Annotated in this window: 18 protein-coding genes; 4 read left to right on the top strand and 14 right to left on the bottom strand. The window is 73.7% G+C overall.

Features of this window, described 5'->3' with window-relative positions; all coding sequences use genetic code 11:
* Positions 1 to 16: 16 nt before the first annotated feature.
* The 3 genes from DEH69_RS22190 to DEH69_RS22200 form a co-directional block, all read right to left on the bottom strand.
* A complete protein-coding gene (locus tag DEH69_RS22190) occupies positions 17 to 1,708 on the bottom strand; it encodes an IucA/IucC family siderophore biosynthesis protein (protein WP_113688799.1) in 1,692 nt (563 codons plus the stop codon).
* 133 nt (positions 1,709 to 1,841) lie between these two features.
* Positions 1,842 to 2,480 carry a GNAT family N-acetyltransferase gene (locus DEH69_RS22195; protein WP_258534877.1) on the bottom strand — a complete coding sequence of 213 codons (639 nt, stop codon included), beginning with the start codon at positions 2,478 to 2,480 and terminating at the stop codon, positions 1,842 to 1,844.
* 110 nt (positions 2,481 to 2,590) lie between these two features.
* On the bottom strand, positions 2,591 to 4,534 hold the full coding sequence (locus DEH69_RS22200; RefSeq protein ID WP_113688800.1) for an IucA/IucC family siderophore biosynthesis protein: 1,944 nt from the start codon (positions 4,532 to 4,534) through the stop codon (positions 2,591 to 2,593).
* Between the two features lie 332 nt (positions 4,535 to 4,866).
* Between DEH69_RS22200 and DEH69_RS31710 the strand changes: the two genes are divergently transcribed.
* Positions 4,867 to 6,039, top strand: coding sequence for a hypothetical protein (locus tag DEH69_RS31710; RefSeq protein ID WP_309302890.1), 1,173 nt, complete (start codon positions 4,867 to 4,869; stop codon positions 6,037 to 6,039).
* A 98-nt stretch (positions 6,040 to 6,137) separates the two neighbouring features.
* Here DEH69_RS31710 and panD read toward each other — a convergent pair whose 3' ends face one another.
* From panD to DEH69_RS22225, 4 genes are all read right to left on the bottom strand, one after another.
* The gene (gene panD, locus DEH69_RS22210) at positions 6,138 to 6,560 is read right to left on the bottom strand and encodes an aspartate 1-decarboxylase (RefSeq protein WP_113688801.1); all 423 of its coding nucleotides are present in this window, start codon (positions 6,558 to 6,560) and stop codon (positions 6,138 to 6,140) included.
* A 23-nt stretch (positions 6,561 to 6,583) separates the two neighbouring features.
* Complete coding sequence (locus DEH69_RS22215) at positions 6,584 to 7,420, bottom strand: AfsR/SARP family transcriptional regulator (protein WP_113688802.1); 837 nt, start codon at positions 7,418 to 7,420, stop codon at positions 6,584 to 6,586.
* Positions 7,421 to 7,714: 294 nt separating this feature from the next.
* Positions 7,715 to 8,503 (bottom strand): thioesterase II family protein, encoded by a 789-nt coding sequence (locus tag DEH69_RS22220; protein ID WP_181727551.1) that lies wholly within the window; start codon positions 8,501 to 8,503, stop codon positions 7,715 to 7,717.
* Between the two features lie 276 nt (positions 8,504 to 8,779).
* Positions 8,780 to 11,623 (bottom strand): LuxR family transcriptional regulator, encoded by a 2,844-nt coding sequence (locus DEH69_RS22225; RefSeq protein ID WP_113688767.1) that lies wholly within the window; start codon positions 11,621 to 11,623, stop codon positions 8,780 to 8,782.
* 510 nt (positions 11,624 to 12,133) lie between these two features.
* Here DEH69_RS22225 and DEH69_RS22230 point away from each other — a divergent pair.
* The gene (locus DEH69_RS22230) at positions 12,134 to 12,736 is read left to right on the top strand and encodes a TetR/AcrR family transcriptional regulator (RefSeq protein ID WP_181727553.1); all 603 of its coding nucleotides are present in this window, start codon (positions 12,134 to 12,136) and stop codon (positions 12,734 to 12,736) included.
* Positions 12,737 to 12,826: 90 nt separating this feature from the next.
* Here the strand turns inward: DEH69_RS22230 and hflX are convergent, their stop codons facing one another.
* The 5 genes from hflX to miaA all read right to left on the bottom strand — a co-directional run bounded on the left by hflX (position 12,827) and on the right by miaA (position 19,359).
* Positions 12,827 to 14,308, bottom strand: coding sequence for a GTPase HflX (hflX, locus tag DEH69_RS22235; protein ID WP_258534875.1), 1,482 nt, complete (start codon positions 14,306 to 14,308; stop codon positions 12,827 to 12,829).
* Positions 14,309 to 14,519: 211 nt separating this feature from the next.
* Positions 14,520 to 16,649, bottom strand: coding sequence for a bifunctional (p)ppGpp synthetase/guanosine-3',5'-bis(diphosphate) 3'-pyrophosphohydrolase (locus tag DEH69_RS22240; RefSeq protein WP_113688770.1), 2,130 nt, complete (start codon positions 16,647 to 16,649; stop codon positions 14,520 to 14,522).
* Positions 16,650 to 16,832: 183 nt separating this feature from the next.
* Complete coding sequence (gene dapF, locus DEH69_RS22245) at positions 16,833 to 17,735, bottom strand: diaminopimelate epimerase (protein WP_113688771.1); 903 nt, start codon at positions 17,733 to 17,735, stop codon at positions 16,833 to 16,835.
* 30 nt (positions 17,736 to 17,765) lie between these two features.
* A complete protein-coding gene (locus DEH69_RS22250; protein WP_113688772.1) occupies positions 17,766 to 18,302 on the bottom strand; it encodes a hypothetical protein in 537 nt (178 codons plus the stop codon).
* A gap of 109 nt (positions 18,303 to 18,411) precedes the next feature.
* Positions 18,412 to 19,359: a tRNA (adenosine(37)-N6)-dimethylallyltransferase MiaA gene (miaA, locus tag DEH69_RS22255; RefSeq protein WP_113688773.1), complete on the bottom strand. Its 948-nt coding sequence runs from the start codon at positions 19,357 to 19,359 to the stop codon at positions 18,412 to 18,414.
* Between the two features lie 112 nt (positions 19,360 to 19,471).
* On the opposite strand from miaA, the gene DEH69_RS22260 reads away from it, so the two are divergent.
* Positions 19,472 to 19,705, top strand: coding sequence for a hypothetical protein (locus DEH69_RS22260; protein ID WP_113688774.1), 234 nt, complete (start codon positions 19,472 to 19,474; stop codon positions 19,703 to 19,705).
* Between the two features lie 51 nt (positions 19,706 to 19,756).
* Here DEH69_RS22260 and DEH69_RS22265 read toward each other — a convergent pair whose 3' ends face one another.
* Both DEH69_RS22265 and miaB read right to left on the bottom strand, forming a co-directional pair.
* Positions 19,757 to 20,464 (bottom strand): class III extradiol dioxygenase subunit B-like domain-containing protein, encoded by a 708-nt coding sequence (locus DEH69_RS22265; protein WP_113688775.1) that lies wholly within the window; start codon positions 20,462 to 20,464, stop codon positions 19,757 to 19,759.
* A 53-nt stretch (positions 20,465 to 20,517) separates the two neighbouring features.
* The gene (miaB, locus tag DEH69_RS22270; RefSeq protein ID WP_113688776.1) at positions 20,518 to 22,008 is read right to left on the bottom strand and encodes a tRNA (N6-isopentenyl adenosine(37)-C2)-methylthiotransferase MiaB; all 1,491 of its coding nucleotides are present in this window, start codon (positions 22,006 to 22,008) and stop codon (positions 20,518 to 20,520) included.
* A 79-nt stretch (positions 22,009 to 22,087) separates the two neighbouring features.
* Between miaB and DEH69_RS22275 the strand changes: the two genes are divergently transcribed.
* Positions 22,088 to 23,086 carry a TAXI family TRAP transporter solute-binding subunit gene (locus tag DEH69_RS22275; protein ID WP_113688777.1) on the top strand — a complete coding sequence of 333 codons (999 nt, stop codon included), beginning with the start codon at positions 22,088 to 22,090 and terminating at the stop codon, positions 23,084 to 23,086.
* Positions 23,087 to 23,159: the final 73 nt, after the last annotated feature.

The following is a 23,159-nucleotide window of genomic DNA, read 5'->3' on the forward strand; positions in this document are numbered from 1 at the left end:
GGGAGCGGGACCGGGGTCACGCGGCGTGCAGGGGGTTGGGAACGGTGCCGTGGACGGCCGCGTGCGGGCGCTGGGAGCGATCCCGGTAGCCGTCGAGATGCAGGCGGTTCCGGTTGAGGCACAGGCGCTCGATCCGCGGCGTGAGCAGGTCGAACGTCTCGAAGCGCGCCTTCAGTTCGGGGAAGCGCCGGTGGTACCGCAGGATCTCGGCCCTGACGAGCGACCAGAAGTCGGCCTCGGGCACGGACAGCTGCTCCTCGCACAGGGGAGCGAGGTAGCGGAAGACGCCGACGAACAGCCCGGAGTGGATGAACTGGGTGAGAAAGCCCGGGGGTTCGGTGAGCAGGACCTGCCGCACCCGCGCCGGGATCTCGTCGAGCTCGGGCAGCGGCTCGGCGCTGAGATTGACGTCGTCGACGAAGTCCTTGACCGCCAGGCGCGCCGGGATGTCGCGTTCGTCGAAGACCACCAGGGCGTTCTCCCCGTGCGGCGAGAAGACCGTTCCATACCGGTAGAGGAAGTGCAGCAGGGGCGGCAGCAGCGCGGCGAAGAGGCGGCGCAGCCAGTCGTGCGGGGCCAGGCCCGAGCGGTGGACCAGCTCGGCGGTGAGGGAGCGCCCCGCCGGGTCGACGCCGAGCAGCGCGGCGAGGGTGCGGGCGCGTTCGCCCGGGTCGAGGAAGGGCCCGATGGGCTCGCGCCAGATGCAGCCGAGCAGCTCGCGGTACTGGTAGGGCACGGCGGGGAGCCGGTCGTAGAGGGGGTGCTCGACGGTCACCGAGGCGGTCTCGCCGAGCAGGATGACGCGGGTCTCGTCGGCGAGGAACGGGTCGGCCGCCCGCACGCCCTGCATCCACGCGGTGACCGCGGGGGCGGCGAGGGTGCGCTCGGTGGGGAGGCCGCGCCAGACAAGGGTGTTGAGGATGGACAGCGGGAGCTTCACGCTGCGCGCCTCGGGCCGCGACACATTGGTGAACGTGCGGATCGACTGCTGGGGCAGCCTCAGGTCGCCGTCCGTGGGGAGCGGGATGATCAGGTCGGCGGCGATCTGCGGGGCGAAGAGCGGGGCTATCGTCTCGTCCCACTGCCAGGGGTGGACCGGGAGCCACAGGTGGTCGGCGGGGTTCAGGCCACGGGCGGCGACCGTGGCGGCGAACGTGTCGCGGACCCGGGGCGTCAGCTCATCGGCGTAGAGCAGGTCGGGGGTGGCCAGCGCGGGTATGCCGCGGTAACGGGCCAGGTCGCGGTGGACGGCGAGCCAGGGGAGCCGTCGGGGGGCGCGCGCCTCGGGGGCCCACTGCGCGGCGTCGGCGGCGGAGAAGCCGAGGCGGCCCTTGTTGGCGACGAGCCAGGGGTGGCCGGTCTGGTGGCCCTCGAGCTCTGCGTGGCCGAGGTCGGCGAGCCCGGCCGCGTCCAGGGCGTCGTCAGCGAGCGCGACATCGGCGCTGAGCGTCGCGGTCAGCTCGCGGATGAGGTGGCCCGTGGTGTCGCCCGAGAGGGCGAGCAGCGTGTCATGGGCGCGGGCGATGAACTCCAGGGGGTCAGCGGTCGGGGTGATCGACCGCGGGTCTATGCGCCAGTGGCCATAGGCGCCCCGCCTGGCCCTGAAGCGGTAGACCAGGTCGTCGGCGACGGGCAGGTGGTAGGCGTCGGGGGGCGAGCCGTCGGCTCTCGGGGTGATGACGCCCTCGTAGGCGAACTCGGCGAGCATCTTGGCCAGCAGCGCGCGGGAGGCGCGGTGCCACTGGGTCTCGGTGACGGCCACGGGGTCTCCTTCGGTGGTGGTCGGTGTGGGTCGGTGTGGGTCGGTGTGGGTCGGCGTGGCTGGGGTGCGTTTGTGTCGGTCAGCGGTCCCTGAGCAGGATGGCGGCCCTCTTCTCCGGCAGATCGGCCTCGCCGGTCCTGGTGAAACCCGCGCTCTCGAACGCCGCGATGGAGGCGGCGTTGCGCACATCGGGCTCGCCGATGAGCCGTCGGCAGCGCGCCCTGTGGCGCAGGATCAGCTCGGCGACGGCGCGCAGCAGCGCCGGGCCGAGGCCGCGGCCCCGGTCGTCGGCGCTGCCGATCAGCAGGTGGATGCCGGTGTCATGGGGGCGGCTCGGGTAGTGCAGGGCGACCGGGTCGAGGTCGGCGCGGTAGATCTCCCAGTAGCTCATGGGCAGTCCGTCGAGCACCCCGAGGCAGGGCACACTGCGGCCGTCGCCGCGCAGCTGGCGGGCGATGTGCCGCTCGGTGCGCTCGGGAGGGCCTGCCAGGGCCCATGAGGCGTCGACCACCGGGTCGTTCATCCACCCGGCGATCAGGGCGAGATCGCGGTCGAGGCACACGGGGACGAGCTGGAAGACGCCCGCCTCGGTGCGTGCCGGGCCCCAGGCGGGGACGTTGTCGAGCAGCTCGGTGGCCAGCGGGTGGCACTCGGCGGCATAGGGCGGAGGGGCACCGGCGAGGTCGGGCGGGAGGTCGAGGTCGGCGGTGTCCTCCAGGTCGGGATCCCTGGGGCCCTGATCCCTTCGGTGCCGCTCCCCCGACCCCGGATCCGCCTGCCCCGGATCCGCCGTCTCGGCCACGCCGGGGCCGTCGGCGCCGGGGCCGGTCACGCGCTCGCCCCGCGGGGGAGGGGGTTGGGCAGGGAGACATAGACCGACTGGCCGTCGACCGGGCCGACGAGCTCGTCGAGGCCGTGCAGGCGGGTCAGCAGGTTCGCCTTGCAGGGCAGGGTCTCGGCCTCGAGCAGCCGGATGACGAGCGACGAGAGCGGGCCCCCCGACGCGGCCCTGTCCTCCGCCTCGAGGAAGGCCCTGACCAGGGCGAGCAGCCGCTCCTCGTCCGCGAGCCGCTGGGCGCCGAACGCGCCGACGAGGCCGAGGATGTGGTTGATGCCGAGGTAGTAGGCGAACCGCTCGTCGGTGACCTCGTCGGTGACGAACGTGTCGGAGCGCTCGCCGATGCCGGGCAGCCTGCGCTCCAGCGCGTCGCGGTGCGAGGCGCGGAAGTAGAAGCCCTGGTTGTCGCGGAACCTGCCGCCCGCGGGCCAGCCCTCGGCGTCGAGCAGGACCAGGGTGTTCTGCTGGTGGGCCTCGAGCGCGATCCCCGCGTGCGCGTCGAGCCACAGCAACGGCCGCACGACCACCCGCAGATAGCGCGTCAGCCACGCCTCGGCGACGGCCGTGACCTCCTGGCCCGTCCTGGCGGCGAGCGTGAGGACGACATCGGCCAGGCGGGAGCGCAGCTCGCGCTCGGGCCGCCCGGGCCACGGGCGCGGGCCGGTCAGCGCGGCCAGGCACAGCGCGTCGTCGCCGGGCCCGAACGGGCTCTGCCGCAGCAGCGCGTCGAGCCCCGCGACGGGCTCGCCCCCGGTGCCGTCCACCGCGAGCCAGGCCGGGTCGCGGACAATGTCGAATCCCGGCCCCTCGGGGAACGCCGCCCGCCACTCGGCGGCGAGGCCCGACGCGAGCAGGCGGTGGACCTCGACGCCGCGGTGCAGCTCCTTGCGGAGGTTCTCCCTGCGGGAGTTGGTGATGCGCAGGCCGAGGGAGAGCTTGAGCATCGCGAACGCGCCGGGCCGGTGGACGGTGCGGACCGACGACGTGGGGTACCAGAAGTCGCCCTGCTCGCCAAGGTCGGTGAGCAGCCCGGCGTTGAGCAGCGCGGCCACCTCGGGCCGTTGCACGACGTCGCGGGCCTGCCAGGGGTGCAGGGGCAGCGGGGCCGTGCCCGGGGGGAGCGCGAGGCCCGGGCCCGCGAGCCGGGTGGTGAGCTCATCGGCGGGCACGGCCGAGCCGTCCTCCGTCCATGCCGAGTCGGCGGCGAGCACCGCGCGGTCGACGGCCAGCCAGTGCAGCCGGAAGCGGCCGCGCAGCTCGGGAGAGCAGCGTTCGGCCTCCCGGCCCGCGAGCCCCTCGCGGCTCTTGGGCGTGGGGTGCAGCGGGTGGCCGAGCACGAGGGACTGCTCGGACTCAAGGAACGGGCTGTCGTGCGGCGCGGGCGCGGGGTCGGCGCGCCAGTGGGTGAGGAACGCGGCGGTCCTCGCGGCCGAGTCGGCGACCCGGCCGACCAGGGCGGTGGCCTCGGCCACGGCACGGCCCGTCCCGTCCCCGGCCGCGGCCTCCCTGGCGAGGAACGCGGCCAGCGTCACCGCGTCGACGGGGCGCGCCCCGGTGGGCGCCCCTTCGAGGGCGATGGGGCCGAAGCGGTGCCAGCCGGTCGGCGACCAGTACCGCACGGGAACGTCGAGCACGGCGCCGGAGGCGGGCAGCGGCAGCCGCAGGTGGCCGTCGACGGGGCGCGCGGCCCCGGTCTCGCGTACCCAGCAGCGCAGCAGCCCTTCGGCGGTGGCGGCGTCGGCGGCCAGCGTCGGGTCGCGCTGCTCCAGCGGGTCGCCCGGAGCCAGCGCGGCATGGCCGCCGTGCGGGGTCCCGGGTGCCGCGTCGGGGTGGGCGTGCCGCAGGGCGGGCGGCTCCATGAGCCGGGCGAGCCGGTGGCGCACCGGCTGGCGCTCCCGGGAGGGCTTCCGCTCGGGACGGGGACGTGCGTTCATCCGTGTGTGGCACCGCGCCCGACACGAACCGAACGGCGGCGCCTCCTCCTTCATGGCCTGATGGTCAACGCCGGGGCGTTCCTCCATCCGTGGTAACGACGCGGGGCCCCGCCGATCACGGCCTGGGCGAAGATCCTTTGGCGGGCTCTCGCCCCGAGGGCGGCGGGCGGAACCGGGGACCCGCCTGCGGCCGTCCAGTTGAGCACCGGCATAGTGGTGGCCCGCCTCCCATGTCGGTCGCCGCAAGGCACCGCGATCCACAACTCATGGCACATACCAGGGGGAATGCACCCATGTCATCGATACGCAGGCGACCCCGTCGCCGCGTCGCCTTGGCAGCCACCGCGATGGCCGCCGCGCTCGCGCTCACCGCGACCGCATGCAACGACGACGACGGCTCGGACAGCGAGGGCTCTCAGCCGAGCGAGGATGCCCAGGCCGGGGGCGACCAGCTCCAGGACCTGATCGACAACCTGCCGTTCGACTTCGACATGGACGCGTGGCTCGAGGGGGGTTGGGAGGACTGGGACCGCGAGACCTGGCTGCGGGAGATCGGCGACTACGTCAACCCGATCATCGAGGGCCTGTGGGACCCGGACCGCATGGAGGACGCCGAGGAGCCCGACCAGTCGATCGACGACGACCAGATCGAGGAGGACGTCGATCCTCCCGAGGTCGACAGCCCCGAGGGCGACCGCGGCATCACCGACCCCGAGCCCGCCCCGGTCACGGCCGAGCCCGTCCCGACGCCGTACACGCAGAACGGCGCCCCGATCGGCAAGGTCTTCTTCGACAGCCCCGAGGGCCCGATGGTCTGTTCGGGCACCGTGGTGAAGGACCCTGCCGCGCCCGGCCAGTCCAACCTGGTGGCCACCGCGGGGCACTGCGTGCACGCGGGCGCGGGCGGCGGCTGGTACCGCAACCTGACGTTCGTCCCGGCCTACAACAACAACGGCCTGTCCGCCGACCAGCTCGCCGCCGCGGCGCCCGAGGACGTCGCGCCGTACGGGGTCTACTGGGCGGAGTTCGTCTCCACCACCCAGTACTGGATCGACAACGGCACCGCCGAGGGCGGCAACGGCGCGCACGGCGACTTCGCGGTGTTCTCGGTGACGCCCGAGGACGGCAGCGGCGCCTCCCTCGAGGAGACGGTGGGCTCCGCGCTCGACGTCAACTTCGACGCCCCCGCGGTCTCCGAGCTCGGCGCGGTGACGCTCTACGGCTTCCCCGCCGCCCCGCCCTTCGACGGCGCGACGATGCACATGTGCGTGGACTACCCGAGCCGGCTGTCGATGGACGCCAGCATGCCGGTGATGTACTGGGCGGGCTGCACGATGACCGGTGGCTCCTCCGGTGGCCCGTGGCTGCGCACCAACGAGGCGGGCGGGCCCGAGCTGGTCTCGGTCAACTCCATCGGCCCGCTGGAGAGCACATGGCTCGCCGGTCCGCGCCTCGACACCGACGCGCGGGACGTCTTCGACTATGTGAGCTCACAGACGGGCTGAGCCCCGCCTCCCGCGACACACGCGCCGGGGCCCGGTGGTCGGATCCGACCACCGGGCCCCGGCGCGTGGCGCGTGCGGTGCTCCGATGAACGCGGCCGTCAGCCGCGCGCCATGGCCAGGGGGCTTCGCGCGGCGTCGCCGCCCGGGACGGGCTCGCCCGGGTCGGCGCCGAGGGCCACGACGCGGTTGGCGCGGTCGACGTGGACGACCTTGGGCCGCATCGTGCGGGCCTCGGCGTCGTCGACCTGGGCGTAGCTGATGAGGATCACCAGATGGCCCGGCTGGACGAGGTGGGCGGCGGCGCCGTTGATCCCGATGACGCCCGAGCCCGCCTCGCCCTCGATGACATAGGTCTCCAGACGGCTGCCGTTGTCGATGTCGACGATGTGGACCTGCTCCCCAGGCAGCAGATCGGCCGCCGCCATCAGGTCCGCGTCCACGGTGACGGAGCCGACGTAGTGCAGGTCGGCCTGGGTCACCGTGGCACGGTGGATCTTGGACTTGAACATGGTGCGCAACACGAGCGCCCCTCCCGGGCTCGAGGTCACGTTCTCACGGGCGAGATACGTGCCGACGCCATCATGCTAATGCGGCCGAACGGGGAGGTGGAGGCGGACGGGTGTTCGAGGCGGGGGTCGCCGAGCAGGATGGCCCGCTGGAGGTCGCGCAGCGGCTGGCCAGGCTCGAGTCCCAGCTCGCCGTGGAGGACGCCACGGGCGGTGTCGTAGACCCTCAGCGCCTCGGCCTGCCGCTCGGAGCGGTAGAGGGCGAGCATCAGCTGCCGGTAGAAGACCTCGCTCAGCGGATACTCGCCGCTGAGCGTCTGGAGCTGGCCGACCACCTCGCGGTGGCGGCCGACGGTCAGCTGGGCATCCATCAGCAGCTCAAGGCACTCGACCCTGGCGTCCTCGACCGAGCCGACGAACGCCCCGATCAGCGGGCCGCCCGAAACACCCACCAGGGCGGGGCCGCGCCACAGGGAGAGCGCGGACTTCAGGACGCCGCACGCCTCGTCGTGGCGCCCGTCGTGGACCAGGGCGCGGCCGAGGGCGACGCGCTTCTCAAACGTCCGCACGTCCAGCTCGTCGTCCTCGTCGAGCTGGAGCAGATAGCCGGGCGGCCGGGTCACGATGGGGCCCACGGGCACGGGCGCCGCCGCGGCCAGGATCTTGCGGAGCTGCGAGATGTAGACGTGCACGGCGGCGGAGGCGCGCCTGGGCGGTGCGCCGCCCCAGATCTCCTCCTTGATCCGCCCGCTCGCCACGACCTGCCCCGACCGGATGAGCAGCGTGGCCAGCAGCGTCTCGACCTTGCGGGCGCCTATGTAGGAGGGGCCCGACTCGCCCGTGAAACGCAGCGGACCCAGGATCTCGTATCTCATCAGCCTTCCCCGTTTGTCCGACAGATCGGCCATGGCGACTGAGCCGTGCTCCACGCTAGCCAACGCCACCGGTCCTGGGCGGGTCGTGCGGAGGCGGACGGGTGGCGCGCGGGAGGTGGGCACGTCGCGCTAGGAGGCCGTAGGGGGTTGACCCATGCCGCTGACGGCACGCGCGCGCCCGTTTCACGCCGGTCGTCGGGAACAGTGGGGGCGGTGGGCCGGGGGTGCCGGGCGCCGAGGCCCGCGCCCGGGGTGTGGGGTACGCCACACCCCTATCTTTGGGAACGGCCGCCGTCAGCGCGCCGCCGCGCCCCCTGCGCGCTCCGTGCGCCGTCCCAGCCGGGCACCGAGGTAGCCGAGGAACGCGGCCGGATCGTCCCAGGGGAAGAAGTGCCCACCGGGGAACCACCGCGCGGAGAACGCACCGCTGGTGTACCGCGCCCACTCGTGTGGCTCGCCCTCGCGCACCTGCGGATCGTTCTCACCCGTGAAGACGTCCACGGGGCAGGGCAGCGGGGCGAGGGGGCCGGGGTCGGGGCGGGCGGCGAGCGCCAGGTCGTCGCGGGTCAGGGCCACGGCGGCGCGCAGCCACTGCGGGTACTCGATGAGGGCGGCGGAGACCCCGCCGAGGCGCACGAGCCAGCGGGCGAAGTCGCGTTCGCCCAGCTCGGTCACCGCGCGCGTCACGTGGTGGCGGTGCGGCGCGAAGCAGCCGCCGACCACGAGGCGTTCGGGCACGGAGCGGGCGGCCGCGGCGCGATGGCGGGCAAGCGCGTGGGCGACGAGGCCGCCGACGCTGTGACCGTAGAACGCGTGGGGTGAGCGGAGCCAGGGGTCGAGCTCGGCGTCCAGCAGGGCGGCCAGCTCGGCCAGCCCACCGGGGCGCGGCTCCCCCGACCGCTCGGCGCGTCCCGGCAGTTGCACGGGCACTACCGAAATGCCGTCGCCGATGAGGCGCTGCCACCCGGAGAAAGCGGCCGCGGTGCCGCCCGCGTGGTGGAAGCAGAACAGGCGCAACGGCGCCCTGGGATCGGGTGCCTGAGGGAGGTAAGGGGTTCGAGTGGCCTGGGTGAAGGTCAACATGCGGGATCTCCAGGAGACCTTATCGAGGACACGCGGGAACGACACCGTTGTGTGTGAAGGCCCCGGTGGGTCACGCCCGATCATGACCGACCGCCCTAAAGGATCCCTAGAAGCGGTCGCAAGGAGCGCTGAATGGACCCGAATTCGCGATTCTTTACTCGCCGCATAAACAATTCACATACAAATTTGGGAAACACGGGGCCGCGCCACGGTGGGCACGGCACCGCGTCACACCCGCGTCACACCCGCGTCACACCCCGTGCCTCGCCCCTCGCGTCACGCCTCGCACCGCCGCACGCCGAGGCGGTCGGGCAGGTCGGCGCGCCGGGAGACGCTGAGCTTGCGGTAGACGCGGGTGAGGTGCTGCTCGACGGTGCTGACGGTGATGTAGAGCTTTCCCGCGATCTGGCGGTTGGTGTGGCCAAGCGAGGCCAGCTCCGCCACCCGCAGCTCCGCGGCGCTCAGGACGGCGTCGGAGCCGCCCTCCCGCGCCCCGTCCTGGCCCACGTCTGCGCTCGCTCCCGGCTCCCCCGGCCGCTCCCGCCGATGCTCCTCCCGCCGCCCCGACGGGCCGTCGGCGTCGTCCCGTTGCGGCGGCGCCTGGCCCGTCGCGTACGAGGGCAGCAGCCGTCGGGCCAGCGGCTCGGCGCGGCAGCGCTCCGCGAGGTGCCAGGCCCGGCGCGCCGTGGTGCGTGCCAGGTGCTGCTCGCCGATGTGCTGGTAGGCGCAGCTGAGGTCGGCGAGGGCGCGCAACAGCTCGAAGTCGTGGCGCCAGTCGCGTTGCAGCTCGGTGGCCTCCCTCAGCAGGGACACGCGCCGGCGCGGCTCGACGGCGGCGGCCCGCACGCGCAGCGCGGCCGCGCGGACGCGGGGGTGGTACCCGGTCGGGCGCTCCAGCTGCTCGTCGAGGTGGCGCAGCGCCCCCGCCCGGTCACCGAGCCGCAGCAGCGCCTCGGCCACGCCCGTTCGCCAGGGGATCAGGACGGGCGCGTCCATGTCCCAACCGGCCATCCTGCGGCCGCAGATGAGGAAGTGGCGCAGCGCCGCCTGAGGGCGGCCGACCGCCAGGTTGTGGTGGCCCTGGGCCTCCAGGTAGTGCAGGCCGAACCGCGTGCCGAACATGGCCTCGGGCACCGAGCGTTCGAGGTGGGCCTCAGCCTCCTCGGGCGCGCCCCTCGCGGTGGCGGCGCCGATCAGGTTGGCCAGGGGCAGGCCCACCATCACGCCCCACGAGCGCGGCGGCACCTGGTCGAACGCGGCGCGTGAGCTCTCCTCGGCCTGGAGGATCCGGCCGCCGCGCCGCGCGATCTCACCGCGGATGGCGTGGATCAGTCCCCGCCAGCCGCGCATCCCCCGGGACTCGGCCTCCTGGAGCAGCCGCGAGCACCAGCGTTCGGCGCGCATCGGCTGGTCCGCGTAGACCAGGTCGAGGATCGCGGCGCTCGGCGCGGCCATCCACCAGTCGCCCATGCGGTAGTTCCGCAGGACGCTCTCCGCGTGGCGCACCAGGGCCCGCTCCGAGGCTCCCTTCGACGCGTCCGCGGGCGCCGAGCCAGGAGCCGGGCCCGAGGGCGCCGGGGAAACGGGCGGCACGGACAGCGCGGGTGGCGCGGGCTCGCCGATGACGCTGACATCGGCGCCGTGGGACAGCCTGCGCTCGAAGAGGGACTCGATGTCGCGGAAGAGGTCGGGGTAGGAGGCCCGCACCCAGCTCCGCAGGCCCGCGAGGTCGGTGGCGGCGTCCCCGTCCACGGGGAACTCCCCCGTGCCCTTGAGCACTTCGATGGCCTCCGCGGTGCGGCCGTACCACAGCTGGGCCTTGACGACCGTGAGCGCCTCGCGGTCGGGGAGGCCCTGCTCGCGCCAGATGTCGAGCAGCTCGGCGAGATAGGTGTGCGCGCGGGCCGGGCTGACCTGCCACTCGGCGCGCACCAGCATGCCGATGATCTCGGTGCGCTCGGGCCCTGGCGGGCTCTGGCTGTGCGCCAGCTCGAGGCAGCGCAGCGCGAACTTCCCGTCGTTGCGCCGCAGCGCCTCCCCCGCCACGTCGAGGAGCACGGAGATGCCCCAGGGCGCGTCGGCCCGGTCGGCGGCGACGAGGTGTTCGGCCACCCGGTCGGGCGCCCCGCCCTCGGCCTCGAGCAGCTCGGCCGCGGCGTAGTGCCAGGCGGGCAGCCGGTCGAACGCGGGGTCCTTGAGCACCGCGGCGCGCACCGCGGGGTGGCGGAAGCGCAACGACTGGAGGAAGCCACCGGAGTTGAGGATGCGCACCGCGCGGTGCAGCTCCACCAGGTCGGCGCCGAGTAGCCTGGCCAGCAGGTCCGCGGTGACGTCGTGGCCGAGCACCGCGATGCCGCGGGCCACGTCGAGGGCGGTGGCGCCGCTGCGGTGCAGGCAGGCCAGGGCGACATCGGTGAACGTCTCCCCCGCGACCGGGCGCGCGGTGAGCGAGCCGCTCTCGCCCGCGCCAAGCGACTCCTGGCGGAACGCGCGCAGGAGGAGGGGGTTACCGCCGGTCAGCGCGTGCCAGTCGCCGGCCCACCTGGCGGCACGCTCCGCGTCCACGTCCCTGGCCAGCAGCTGGGCCACCCCGTCGGCCGAGAGCGGGGCCAGGGTCATGCGGTGGCAGTGGGGGTTGCGCAGCAGCTCGGCGTGGAGCGCCGGAACGGTCGGCGTGGGGTGGTCGGCGTGCGTCATCAGGAGCATGACGCGCTCGGTGCGGATCCTGCGGATGAGCTGGAGGACGCCGTGGAGCGACGCGCTGTCGATGAAGTGCACGTCGTCGATCACCACGAGCAGCGGCAACCCTCCGGCGGCGTCGAGCAGCTGGCCGGAAATGGCGCGCGTCAGCCGGTAGGGATCGGCGGCCTCATCCCGGGTGATGTCAACGGAAAGTTGCCGGAGCACAGCAAGCGGTATATCCCGTTCCTCGGCGGAGCCAAAGGCATTGATCACCCGTGCGCCCGATTCGGCCACCTTTCGCGAAAAGGCGACCGAGAGCTCCGTTTTTCCCGTCGCGACGGGCCCTGAAATTAAAACGACTCTTCCCGAGCCCGCGCCCGCCTCGCCGAGAAATTGATCCAGACTTCTCATCTCTTTGGTGCGCTCGACAAGCTCCATTACCACTCATCCCCCTTGTGACTGATTGGTAACATCACCCTTCAGCGGGCATGAGCGCGCACCTGGCCACGAGGTCCACCCATGGGCGGCCGAAGACGCCGGGGCAGGTCACTCATGGCGATCCCCCGAACACCCTCGCCGGACCCGGCGTTCCTCACCCCGTAAGCCATAAGAGCTTCACAGGAGATACACGCCCGTTTCACCAGCGTCTACTGCACTTCAGTTGTTTAACTTTCGAATTCAGCTTCGAGTGTCGACATTTCGGCCCCGGGGCCTAAGGTCCGACTAGTATGCACCACCGGTGTGACGCATGGATGACGGGGGGAAGTAATCCACCCCGCGGGGTGGAAGCCCAGGACAGGCAAGCGGTCAACGCCCCCGCGTTCGCAGTCGCGACCCCGGGCGCCCTTCCGTGCGAGCCGCCTCCCGCGGCCCGCCATGCGATCTCGGCCACCCGGCGCGCTCGGCTGTGGCATCCTCAGGGGCACTTCCCAGGACGGAGGTTGCCCCGTGAGCGCACCGCACCGGTTGCGCGCGGACGCCGCGCGCAACCGCGCGAACATCCTGCGCGCGGCGCGTTCGCTGCTCGCCGCGCACGGCGAGGCCGTCGGCATCGACGAGATCGCGCGCGAGGCCGGGGTGGCGGTCGGCACGCTGTACCGGCACTTCCCCACCAAGGCCGATCTCGTCCGGGCGATCGTCGCCGACCTCGTGCAACGGATCCTCATGGACCTCGACGAGGCGGTCGCCCGCATCGATGCGGGCTGCGGCGCGTTCGCCGAGCTCACCGTGCTCACCGAGCGGATCAGCGAGGCGGCGGGCGTCGACCGCACCATCAAGGCGGCCGTGGGCAACCTCGGCGGCATCGAGGCCGAGCCCCGGCTCGCGGAGAAGAGCGGGGCCGTGCTCGCACGGATCGTGGCGGCGGGCCACGCAGAGGGTTCGCTGCACCCGGACGTGACCGCCGCCGACCTCATGCTGGCGATGACCAACCTGCCGGGCGACGACCTGCCCCCGACCGCGCGGCGCCGCTGGGTGCAGCTGATCCTGCGCGGGCTGGCCGCCGATCCCGCGGGCGTCGGGCCCGCCGTGCGACGCCGAGCACTCGGCTGAGCGGCCAAGGGGAACGCCGGGCCACAGGGACGCCGAAGGGGCCGCCCTCCCGCGACGGAGGGCGGCCCCTTTAGGCGCGTGGCGCGTCGGTCAGCCGCTGACGGCCGGGGTGTACGGCTCGAGCAGCGCGGCCAGCTCCTCGTGCACCCTGGCGGTGAGCAGCGTGCCCTCGCCGGTGTGCTCCTCGGCCAGCACCTCGCCCTCCGCGTGCACCCGGGACACCAGGCCGCCCTCGGTGTAGGGCACCAGGGCCTCCAGCTCCACCGCGGGGCGCGGCAGCTCGGTGTCGATCCACTCGAGCAGCTGCTCGACGCCGAGCCCGGTGCGCGCCGAGACGGCGATCGCCCGCTTCTCCGCCCGCAGCAGCCGCTGCAACGCCAACTCGTCCGCGGCGTCCGCCTTGTTGATGACGACGATCTCGGGGATGTCGTGCCCGCCGACATCCCTGATGACCTCGCGGACCGTGGCCAGCTGCTCCTCGGGCGCCGGGTGGGCGCCGTCCACCACGTGCAGGATCAGGTCGGCCTCGCCGACCTCCTCCATCGTGGAGCGGAACGCCTCCACCAGGTCGTGCGGCAGGTGCCGCACGAAGCCGACCGTGTCGGCCAGCGTGAACGTGCGCCCGCTGGGCGTGGTGGCCCTGCGCACGGTCGGGTCCAGGGTGGCGAACAGGGCGTTCTCCACTAGGACTCCGGCGCCGGTCAGCTGGTTGAGCAGCGAGGACTTCCCGGCGTTGGTGTATCCGGCGATGGCGACGGACGGCACTCTGTTCCGGTGGCGCTCCTGCCGCTTGAGCTCGCGGCCGTGCTTCATGTCCGCGATCTCCCGGCGCATCTTCGCCATCTTCTCGCGGATCCGCCGCCGGTCGGTCTCGATCTTGGTCTCACCGGGGCCGCGCGTGGCCATCCCGCCGCCGCTCGACGAGCCACCGCCGCCCATCTGGCGCGAGAGCGACTGGCCCCAGCCGCGCAGCCTGGGCAGCATGTACTGCATCTGAGCCAGCGAGACCTGGGCCTTGCCCTCGCGGGACTTGGCGTGCTGGGCGAAGATGTCGAGGATCAGCGCGGTCCTGTCGACCACCTTCACCTTGACGACGTCCTCCAGGTGGATCAGCTGGCCCGGGCTCAGCTCGCCGTCGCACACGACGGTGTCGGCGCCGGTCTCCACCACGAGGTCGCGCAGCTCCTGCGCCTTGCCCGAGCCGATGTAGGTGGCCGGGTCCGGCTTGTCGCGGCGCTGGATCACGCCGTCGAGCACCAGGGCGCCCGCGGTCTCGGACAGCGCGGCCAGCTCGGCGAGGGACAGCTCGGCGTCACGCGCGGTGCCCGAGGTCCACACGCCGACCAGCACGACGCGCTCAAGGCGCAGCTGCCGGTACTCGACCTCGGTGACGTCCTCGAGCTCGGTCGAGAGCCCAAGGACGCGGCGCAGCGCGGCGCGGTCGTCGCGGTCAAACTGGCCGCCGTCCACGTGGTCGAACTCGCCCCGGGCGACGTCCTCATCCATCAGGGCGTCGGCCCGGCGTCCGGTGGTGCGGGGCTGGTGGTCCTGAGGAAGGGAAGAGAAGGTCAATGCAGTCCTTAGAGTCGGGGAACGCGGCTGAGCCGAACGGCCTCCGCGGGTGCGGCACATCGAGAGTGAACCGTCACGCCCCTCAACGTCCGGGCGGTCCGGAACATTCCCGGCCGCGCATGGCCATGGTGGCACGGCGACCGCCCGCCGTCACCCCGATAAGCGGTGGCGCGGCCGGGAAGGGCGGGGGCGCGGAGCGCGGACGCGGGGCTCAGGGCTGAAGGCGCGCGGCGCGCGTCACGTCGTACACGCCGGGCACGCGGCGCATCGCGCGCATCAGGCGCGGCAACCCTGAGGAGTCGGGCAGTCGCAGCGTGTAGGTGTGCCGCACGCGGTGCTCGCGCGGCGGCTCGACCTCGGCGGCGAGCACGGCGGCGCCATGGGCGGCCAGCGCCTCGGTGAGGTCGGCGAGCAGCTCGGGGCGACCCAGGGCCTCGGCGTGCAGGGTGACACGGCAGCCGATGGACTCGGAGCGCCAGGTCACCGGGAGGGGATGGCGCCCCGCCGCGGTCATCCTGACCGCGGTCGGACAGTCCTCGCGATGCACGGTGACGGCGCCGCCACGCACGGTGAAGCCGCGCACTCCGTCGGGCGGCACGGGCGTACAGCAGCGGGCCAGGCGCACGGGGGCGCCCGGCACATCCGCCACGATCGCGGCGGCCCGGTCGGCGGGGTCGGCGGCGGCGCGGCGCGCCGCGGGGGCCGAGGCGCCCGCGGCCTGCCCGAGGTGCGGCGCGGGATCGGGCCCCGCATCGGCCCCGGCGGCCTCGCGGCTGTCGAGCCACCGCAGGATCGGGATCCTGGCGGCGGGGGTGGTGGCGTACGCGAGCCACTCGGGCGAGGGGCCCGAGCTGCCGTCGGGGGCGAGCAGCAGGTGCACGGTGTCGCCGTCGTGCAGGACGGTGCGGAGCGTGGCCAGCCGTCCGTTGACCCGCACGCCGAGGCACGCGTGGGCGGCGTCGCCGTGGCGGGCGTAGGCGGCGTCGACGCACGTCGCGCCGACGGGGAGCTGGAGCGGGCCCGAGCCCGGCTCCTCGCCGAAGACGGTGATCTCGCGGTCCTTGGCCAGCTCGTCGCGGAGCGCGGTCCAGAACGTGTCGGGGTCGGGCATCTGCCGCTGCCAGTCGAGCAGCCGGGAGAGCCAGCCGGGGCGCGTGGGGTCGACCCGCTCCTCGTCGGCCCCCGCGTCGCCCTCGCCCGCGCGGTGCGGGTCGCCCAGGGCGATCACGCCCGCCTCGGCGACGCGGTGCATCGCGTGGGTGCGCAGCAGCACCTCGGCGATGCGCCCGCCGCCGAACGCGAACGCGGTGTGCAGCGACTGGTACAGGTTGAACTTGGGGACGGCGATGAAGTCCTTGAACTCCGAGACCACCGGCGTGAAGCACGTGTGCAGCTCGCCGAGCGCGGCGTAGCAGTCGGCGTTCTCCCCGACGAGGATGAGCAGGCGCCCGTAGTCGTAGGGCCCGGGCTCGCCCCGTTTGAGCCTGACCCGGTGGACGGAGAGCACATGGCGGGGGCGGGTGACGACCCGGGCGGCGATCCCGGCCTCGCGCAGCACCTCGCGGACGGCGTCGGCCGCCTCGGCCAGCGGGTCGGGGCCCGCGGAGTGACGGCGGATCAGCTCCTGGGCGCGCGCGTGCTCCTCGGGGTGGAGGATGGCGAAGACCAGGTCCTCCAGCTCGCTCTTGACGGCCTGTACGCCGAGCCGCTCGGCCAGCGGGATCAGCACGTCGCGCGTGACGCGGGCGATCCGGGCCTGCTTCTCGGGGCGCATGACGCCGAGCGTCCGCATGTTGTGCAGGCGGTCGGCGAGCTTGATCGACATCACGCGCACGTCGCTGCCGGTGGCGACCAGCATCTTGCGAAACGTCTCGGGCTCGGCCGCCGCGCCGTACTCCACCTTCTCCAGCTTGGTGACGCCGTCCACCAGGTGGCCGACCTCGTCGCCGAAGTCCGCGCGGACCTGGTCGAGCGTCACCTCGGTGTCCTCGACGGTGTCGTGCAGCAGCGAGGCGGTGAGCGTCGTCGTCTCCGCGCCGAGCTCGGCCAGGATCAGGGTGACGGCGAGCGGGTGCGTGATGTAGGGCTCGCCGCTCTTGCGGAACTGGCCGCGGTGCGCCGACTCGGCCAGCAGATAGGCGCGGCGCAGGGTGTCCAGGTCGGCGCGGGGGTGGTGGCGGCGGTGGGCCTGCGCGACGTGCTCGATGGCGTCGGGAAGCCGGTGGCGCACGGTGGAGCGGATGACGGCGGCGCGGCCGAGCTGACGCAGCCTCAGCACGTCTCTTCGGTGGCCCCGGCGTTCACGGGCGGCGTCGCCCGGCGTGGTCGCTCCTGCGCTCATGGGGTGGGCACCTCCCGCGGTCCTGTGACCGGTCCGCGGCCGAGCTCGACCGACCTGGGGTCGATCGGCGTGGAGTCTTCCCGCGTAGTCCCGCAGCGGCGCCGGTGCTTGATGCTACCGAGCCCACCACGCCCCGCCCGCCGACGTCCGCCCCTATCGTGGTGGATCACCCATTCGAGTGACTTATGTTCTGGGAAACGTGGCTGAAATGTGAGCCTGATGGGGCCAGGATCGATACAACCACTCGGCGTCCAGGGCCCCTTCGGCCACGATCACCGCGGGCCCCTTCATGGAGACCTCGCCCGACGCCTCCTCGGTGACCACCAGCCGACCCCCCGGGACATCCACCGTGTAGGTGACCGCGCGCCCGTCGGCCGCCGGGTCGAGCCCGTCGCGCCGGGCCGCGGCGACCATGGCCGCGCACGCGCCCGTGCCGCACGAGCGGGTCTCGCCCGAGCCGCGCTCGTGCACCCGCAGGGCCACATGGCGCGGCCCTCGGTCCACCACGAACTCGACGTTCACCCCGCGCGGGTACGCCGAGGCGGGGTCGACCGCGGGGGCCTCGCGCAGGGGGCCCGCGTCCGCGAGCGAGGCGACGAACGCCACGGCGTGGGGGTTCCCCATGTCGACGTGGCGCGCGGGCCAGCTGCGCTCCCCCACCGTGACGGTGACCGACGGGTCCCGGCCCGCGGGGAGCGCGGCCGCGCCCATCGCCACGGTGATGTCCCCGTCGTCCTCAAAACGCACCCGGCGCACGCCAGCGCGCGTGGCGATGGGCAGGTCCCCGCCCTCGCCCTTGGCGAGCCCGGCGCGCTGGAGGTAGCGCGCGAAGACCCGCACGCCGTTCCCGCACATCTCGGCGAGGCTGCCGTCGGCGTTCCGGTAGTCCATGAACCACTCGGCCTCGCCGGTGGCGCGCACGACGCGCAGCAGGCCGTCGGCCCCTATCCCCGCGCGCCGGTCGCACAGGCGTGCCACGGCGGCGGGCGAGAGGTCGAGCCGGTCGTCCGGGTCGGGAATGATCACGAAGTCGTTCTCCGTGCCGTGTCCCTTGAGGAACGGCACGGGCTGCTGTGCGGTGCCCACCTGCCCGAGCGTAACGCGTGGTGACGACACTCAGCGCAGCGCGGCCACCCGCAGGACGGCGAGCACGGCGAGCACGGCGAAGCCGAGGCCGTAGAGGGCGAGCAGCCGCCAGTCGGGGCGGCGGCCCGAGCCGCGCGGCGGCAGCCCAGGCCAGGTGTAGCCGACACGGCGGGCGGCCATCATGCCCCAGCCCGCGGCGCTGCACCCGATGAGCAGGCCGAGCATGGCGACGACCGCGCCCGCCTCGTCGAAGGCGAAGGCGAGCGGGAAGGCGAACATGAGCGAGCCGAGCAGGCTCAGCAGCGCGATCGGCGCGATGAGCGAGAGCCGCAGCCGACGGGGCGGACGCAGGTCGGCATAGGACTCGTCCTTGTTGAACTCGTCGATGATCTCGACGGCTTCGCCGGTCTCCACGGGATCGAGCGTCCCGACGTCCACGATCTCGTCCGCTTCCGGTTCCTGGGTGGGCGCGGCCTCGGTGAGGGCCGCGAGTGTCTCGTCGTCCGGAAGCCGACGGGGCGGCACACCCTCCGTCGTTCCGTTGCTCTCACGAGGGCTGGCCTCCATCGCCACGCGCCCTCCAGACTCAACGGCTTCACGGTTGCGACATCGCTCGATGATGGCACGCCCGGGGACCAGTCCCGTCCGCTTGGAGCGTCCCGATGCCATCACGTGATCAGGATGTGACCGTCCGTTCGACCAGCTCCCACGCCTGGTCCACAAGCTCCCCCCGCACCTCGCGCGCCCCGCTCAGCCAGCGCACGCGCGGGTCGCGCCGGAACCAGCTCTCCTGCCGTCGGGCGAAGCGCCGGGTGGCGCGAACGGTCTCCTCGCGCGCCTCCTCCTGGCCGCACTCCCCCGCGAGCGCGGCCAGGATCTGCTGGTACCCCAGCGCCCTGGACGCGGTGCGCCCCTCGCGCAGCCCGGCCCGCTCCAGGGACCTGACCTCCTCCACCAGGCCCGCCCGCCACATCAGGTCCACCCGCTCGGCGATCCTGGCGTCCAGCTCGGGGCGTTCCACGCCGACGCCGATCTGGAGCGTCGGGTAGACGGACCGCTCGTCGGCGGCGCCCGGCAGCCGCGCGGTGAACGGCTCGCCCGTGATCTCGATGACCTCGAGCGCCCTGACGATCCTGCGGCCGTTGCTCGGCAGGATCGCGCGGGCCGCGGGCGGGTCGGCCTCGGCCAACCTGGCGTGCAGCGCGCCGCTGCCCAGCCGTTCCAGCTCCTCCTCAAGGCGCGCCCGCACGGCCGGGTCGGTGCCGGGGAAGTCCAGGGTGTCGATCGCGCCGCGGACATAGAGGCCCGAGCCGCCGACCAGCACGGGAACGCGCCCCGCGGCCAGCAGCGCGTCGATCCGCTCCCGCGCCAGCCGCTGGTACTCCGCGACGCTCGCGGTCCTGGTGACGTCCCAGATGTCGAGCAGGTGGTGCGGAACGCCGCCCCGCTCGGCGGGCGTCAGCTTGGCAGTGCCGATGTCCATGCCGCGGTAGAGCTGCATCGAATCGGCGTTGACCACCTCGCCGCCGAGCCGCCGAGCCAGGGCGACCCCGAGGTCCGACTTGCCCGCGGCGGTCGGCCCGACCACGGCGACGACCCGGGGGGCGTGGGCTGCGCTGTTCACGCGGGGCAGTCTCCCAGATCCGCCCGCGGCCCTCGAACGAGCGACGTGACGGCGGGCGCCGCGGGTCGTTGCTGCTGCTGAGTCATCCACCCACGGAAGATCGGGAGTTGTCATGGGAGTGTTTGCCTGGTTCCGGGGCCGCGGCAAGGGGACGGCCGAGCCGACGGCGTGCTGCGCCGGGGCGGCCGCCGCGGCGGCGACCGAGGAGAAGGCCGCCGCCGCGCGGCCCTCGGGGGCCGCCGAAGGAGGCGAGGGCGAGGGGGCCGACGAGGTCGGCATCCCGAAGCAGACCGCGGCGACCGAGGCCGCGGACAGCGGGGCGGGCGAGGGCGCGGCCCGCTCCTGAGCCACGGGCGAGGAGCGGCGGGGCCCGAAGGACCGCCGCGGGTCGTTACAGCTAGGACCAGGAGGCCACGAAGTAGCCGACGCCGTAAGGGGCTTCGTGGTACAGCAGGCGGCCAGCGAGACCGGCCTCCTCGCCCGCGCCCGCCAGCAGCTGCCAGCTCGAGCGGCCCGCCGCGCGCAGGTCCTCGGCCAGCTCGGCGTCGAGGGCGGCCAGGGCGGCGGTGTTCGCCTCGCCGAGCGCCCGCGCCGCCGCCTCGTCGAACGCGGCGGCGCGCTCGTCGTATGCGCCAGGGGCGCGCGAGGAGCGGCACGCGCTGCCGTCGCCCATCACCAGCAGAGCGAGCCGGTCGGTCGCCGCAGCCAGCTCGCGGCCCACGGCGGCACACCGCTCGGGCTCGAGCGACTCGCCGACACCCAGGCCCTCCACGGGTGCGGCGGCCCAGCCCGTGCGTTCGAGCAGCCAGGCGCCGATGGTCAGGGACGGGGGCAACTCGCGCTCGCCCGGCGGCCCTTCGCCAAGCCTGGCCCCCACGTCCACCCCGAAGCCGCGCAACGAGCCGCGCGCCCCCGAAGGGAACGCGCCCCGCTCGGGCTGGGCCGCGGGTCCTACGACCAGCAGCCGGTCGGGTCGTGCCGCGGTGAGCACGCCGAGCGCGTCGTCGCAGGCGGCGCGGGCCTCGTCGAGCTCGGCCGCGGCACCCCCCGCCACCTCGGGCACCAGCAGGGGCGGACACGGGCAGACAGCGGCGGCGACGAGCATGGCCGCAGCCTAACCCCGCCGCCCGCGGGCGCCGGGGCGTGCGCGCCGGGGCGTCAGTGCGCCGCGCAGCCGCCGGCGGGCTCGGGGGCGGCGGCGGGCGGGCCGACCGTGGGCAGCCCGAGCAGCACTCCCGGGGTCCCCTGCGCGGGCGCCGCGGTACGGCGTTCCCACGCGTCACCCGCGCGGGTGCGGCGCACGGCCTCGGGGGGCGCCTCGGCCAGCAGGTGGTGGGGCGCGGCATAGGTGACGGTCACCGTGGCGACGTCGCCGGGGCGGACCGGCTCGTCGGGGCGCGCGAAGTGGACGAGGCGGTTGTCGGGGGCGCGGCCCGACAGGCGGCGGGTGGCGTCGTCCTTGCGGCCCTCGCCCTCGGCGACCAGCACGTCGACGGTGCGGCCCAGCTGGCGTTTGTTCTCCGACCAGGAGATGTCGTCCTGGAGCCTCACCAGCCGCTCGTAGCGCTCCTTGACCACCTCCTTGGCGACCTGCCCCTCCATCTCGGCCGCCGGGGTGCCGGGGCGCTTGGAGTACTGGAAGGTGAACGCCTGGGCGAAGCGCGCCTCGCGCACGACGTGCAGCGTCTCCTCGAAGTCCTCGTCGGTCTCGCCGGGGAAGCCCACGATGATGTCGGTGGTGATCGCCGCGTCGGGGATGGCCGCGCGCACCTTCTCGATGATCCCGAGATAGCGCTCCTGCCGGTACGAGCGGCGCATCGCGCGCAGGATCCGCGAGGAGCCCGACTGGAGCGGCATGTGGAGCTGGGGCATGACGTTCGGCGTCTCGGCCATCGCCTCGATGACGTCGTCGGTGAAGTCCCGCGGGTGGGGCGAGGTGAAGCGGACGCGCTCGAGGCCGTCGACGGCGCCGCACGCGCGCAGCAGCTTGGAGAACGCCCGGCGGTCGCCCATGTCGGAGCCGTACGCGTTGACGTTCTGGCCGAGGAGAGTGATCTCGGAGACGCCCTCGGCGACCAGCGCCTCGACCTCGGCGAGGACGTCGCCGGGGCGGCGGTCCTTCTCCTTGCCGCGCAGCGCGGGGACGATGCAGAACGTACAGGTGTTGTTGCACCCGACGGAGATGGCGACCCACGCGGCGTAGGCGCTCTCGCGGCGCGTGGGCAGGGTGGAGGGGAACGCCTCCAACGACTCGGCGATCTCCACCTGGGCCTCGCGCTGTACCCGGGCCCGCTCCAGCAGGACGGGGAGGCTGCCGACGTTGTGCGTGCCGAAGACGACGTCCACCCAGGGGGCGCGCCGCACGATGGTGTCGCGGTCCTTCTGCGCCAGGCAGCCGCCCACGGCGATCTGCATCCCGGGGCGGGCGGCCTTGCGGGGGGCGAGCTGGCCGAGGTTCCCGTAGAGGCGGTTGTCGGCGTTCTCCCTGACCGCGCAGGTGTTGAACACGACCACGTCCGCCGCCTCGCCGCCGGGGGCCGCGCGGACATAGCCAGCCTGCTCGAGCAGGCCGGCCATCCGCTCCGAGTCGTGGACGTTCATCTGGCAGCCGAATGTCCTGACTTCATAGGTGCGTGCGACGTCGGGCATGCGTGAACTCAATCCCATTCGGTGCGAGAAGCGGATACCGCAGGTCCCCAAGTCTACGTTCCGCTGCTACCTTGCTCTGATGCTCTTCGTGGGTTCCCCGCGCCGACGCTTGCGGCCGCTGCTGCTGGGCGTCGTCGTGGTGCTGGCCCTGGCGGCCGCGCTGCTGTGGCGACCGCTCGTCGGGGACGAGGACCGGGTCTCGGGCTCGGTCTCGCTGAGCACCGGGGTGAACGGCGGAGTCTACGCCAAGTACGGCCAGCTGCTCCGCGGCCAGCTGGCGAACGACGCCCCCGACCTCGACATGGCGTTGCAGCGCAGCGTCGGCTCCCTGGAGAACCTGGACAGGCTCGCCTCGGGCGAGGCCGACTACGCGATCGCCACGGCTGACTCGATAGCCGTCTACCAGGCGCAGGGGGGCGCGGGCGCGGACCGGCTGCGGGCGTGCGCGCGGCTGTACGACGACTACATCCAGCTCGTCGTGCCCTCGGCCTCCGAGGTGCGGGCCACGGAGGACCTGCGCGGGCTGCGGGTGGGGGTCGGGCAGGACGGCTCGGGCGTGCAGCTGGTGACGCGCGAGCTGCTGGCCGCCGCGGGCCTCGACATGGACACCGACGTGGTGCCGTTCCGCGACGGCATCGCCGACATGCCGCGCATGCTGGAGGCGGGGCGGATCGACGCGTTCTTCTGGTCGGGCGGGCTGCCGACCACCGCCGTCTCGCGGCTCGCGGGCTTTCTCGACATCCGCCTGGTGCCGCTGGGCGATCTGCTTCCCGCGCTCGGCGAGCGGGGGCCGCACACCGCCTACTACCGGGCGGCCGTGCTGCCGCCCGACGCCTACCCCGGGATCGCCGGTGCCGAGGCGGTGGACACGATCGCGGTGGCGAACCTGCTGGTGACGACCGAGGACGCGGACGAGGCGGTCACCGAGCAGATCACCCGGTCGGTCATCAACGGCCGCGACCGGATCGGGCGGCAGGTGCACGCGGCGCAGCGGGTGGATCTGCGGACGGCGATCTACACCCAGCCCCTGCCCCTGCACGACGGAGCCCGCGACTACTACCGGTCGGTCAAGTCCTGATCGGCCGCCCGGTCTTCTCGACGACTTCGACGACTTCGACGTTTCGATACTTTCGACAATCTCGACACTCTCG

The organism is Streptomyces sp. PT12, from assembly GCF_003311645.1.
Taxonomy (GTDB): Bacteria; Actinomycetota; Actinomycetes; order Streptomycetales; family Streptomycetaceae; genus Streptomyces.

Coding starts and splice junctions, on each gene's coding strand:
- DEH69_RS22240 (WP_113688770.1), bottom strand. CDS start 16,649: ATGAGCGCAGGAGCGACCACGCCGGGCGACGCCGCCCGTGAACGCCGG.
- DEH69_RS22260 (WP_113688774.1), top strand. CDS start 19,472: ATGGGAGTGTTTGCCTGGTTCCGGGGCCGCGGCAAGGGGACGGCCGAG.
- DEH69_RS22225 (WP_113688767.1), bottom strand. CDS start 11,623: ATGGAGCTTGTCGAGCGCACCAAAGAGATGAGAAGTCTGGATCAATTT.
- DEH69_RS22200 (WP_113688800.1), bottom strand. CDS start 4,534: ATGAACGCACGTCCCCGTCCCGAGCGGAAGCCCTCCCGGGAGCGCCAG.
- DEH69_RS22215 (WP_113688802.1), bottom strand. CDS start 7,420: ATGAGATACGAGATCCTGGGTCCGCTGCGTTTCACGGGCGAGTCGGGC.
- DEH69_RS22190 (WP_113688799.1), bottom strand. CDS start 1,708: ATGCTCGCCGAGTTCGCCTACGAGGGCGTCATCACCCCGAGAGCCGAC.
- DEH69_RS22265 (WP_113688775.1), bottom strand. CDS start 20,464: ATGCTCGTCGCCGCCGCTGTCTGCCCGTGTCCGCCCCTGCTGGTGCCC.
- DEH69_RS22220 (WP_181727551.1), bottom strand. CDS start 8,503: ATGTTGACCTTCACCCAGGCCACTCGAACCCCTTACCTCCCTCAGGCA.
- DEH69_RS22275 (WP_113688777.1), top strand. CDS start 22,088: ATGCTCTTCGTGGGTTCCCCGCGCCGACGCTTGCGGCCGCTGCTGCTG.
- DEH69_RS22250 (WP_113688772.1), bottom strand. CDS start 18,302: ATGGAGGCCAGCCCTCGTGAGAGCAACGGAACGACGGAGGGTGTGCCG.
- miaB (WP_113688776.1), bottom strand. CDS start 22,008: ATGCCCGACGTCGCACGCACCTATGAAGTCAGGACATTCGGCTGCCAG.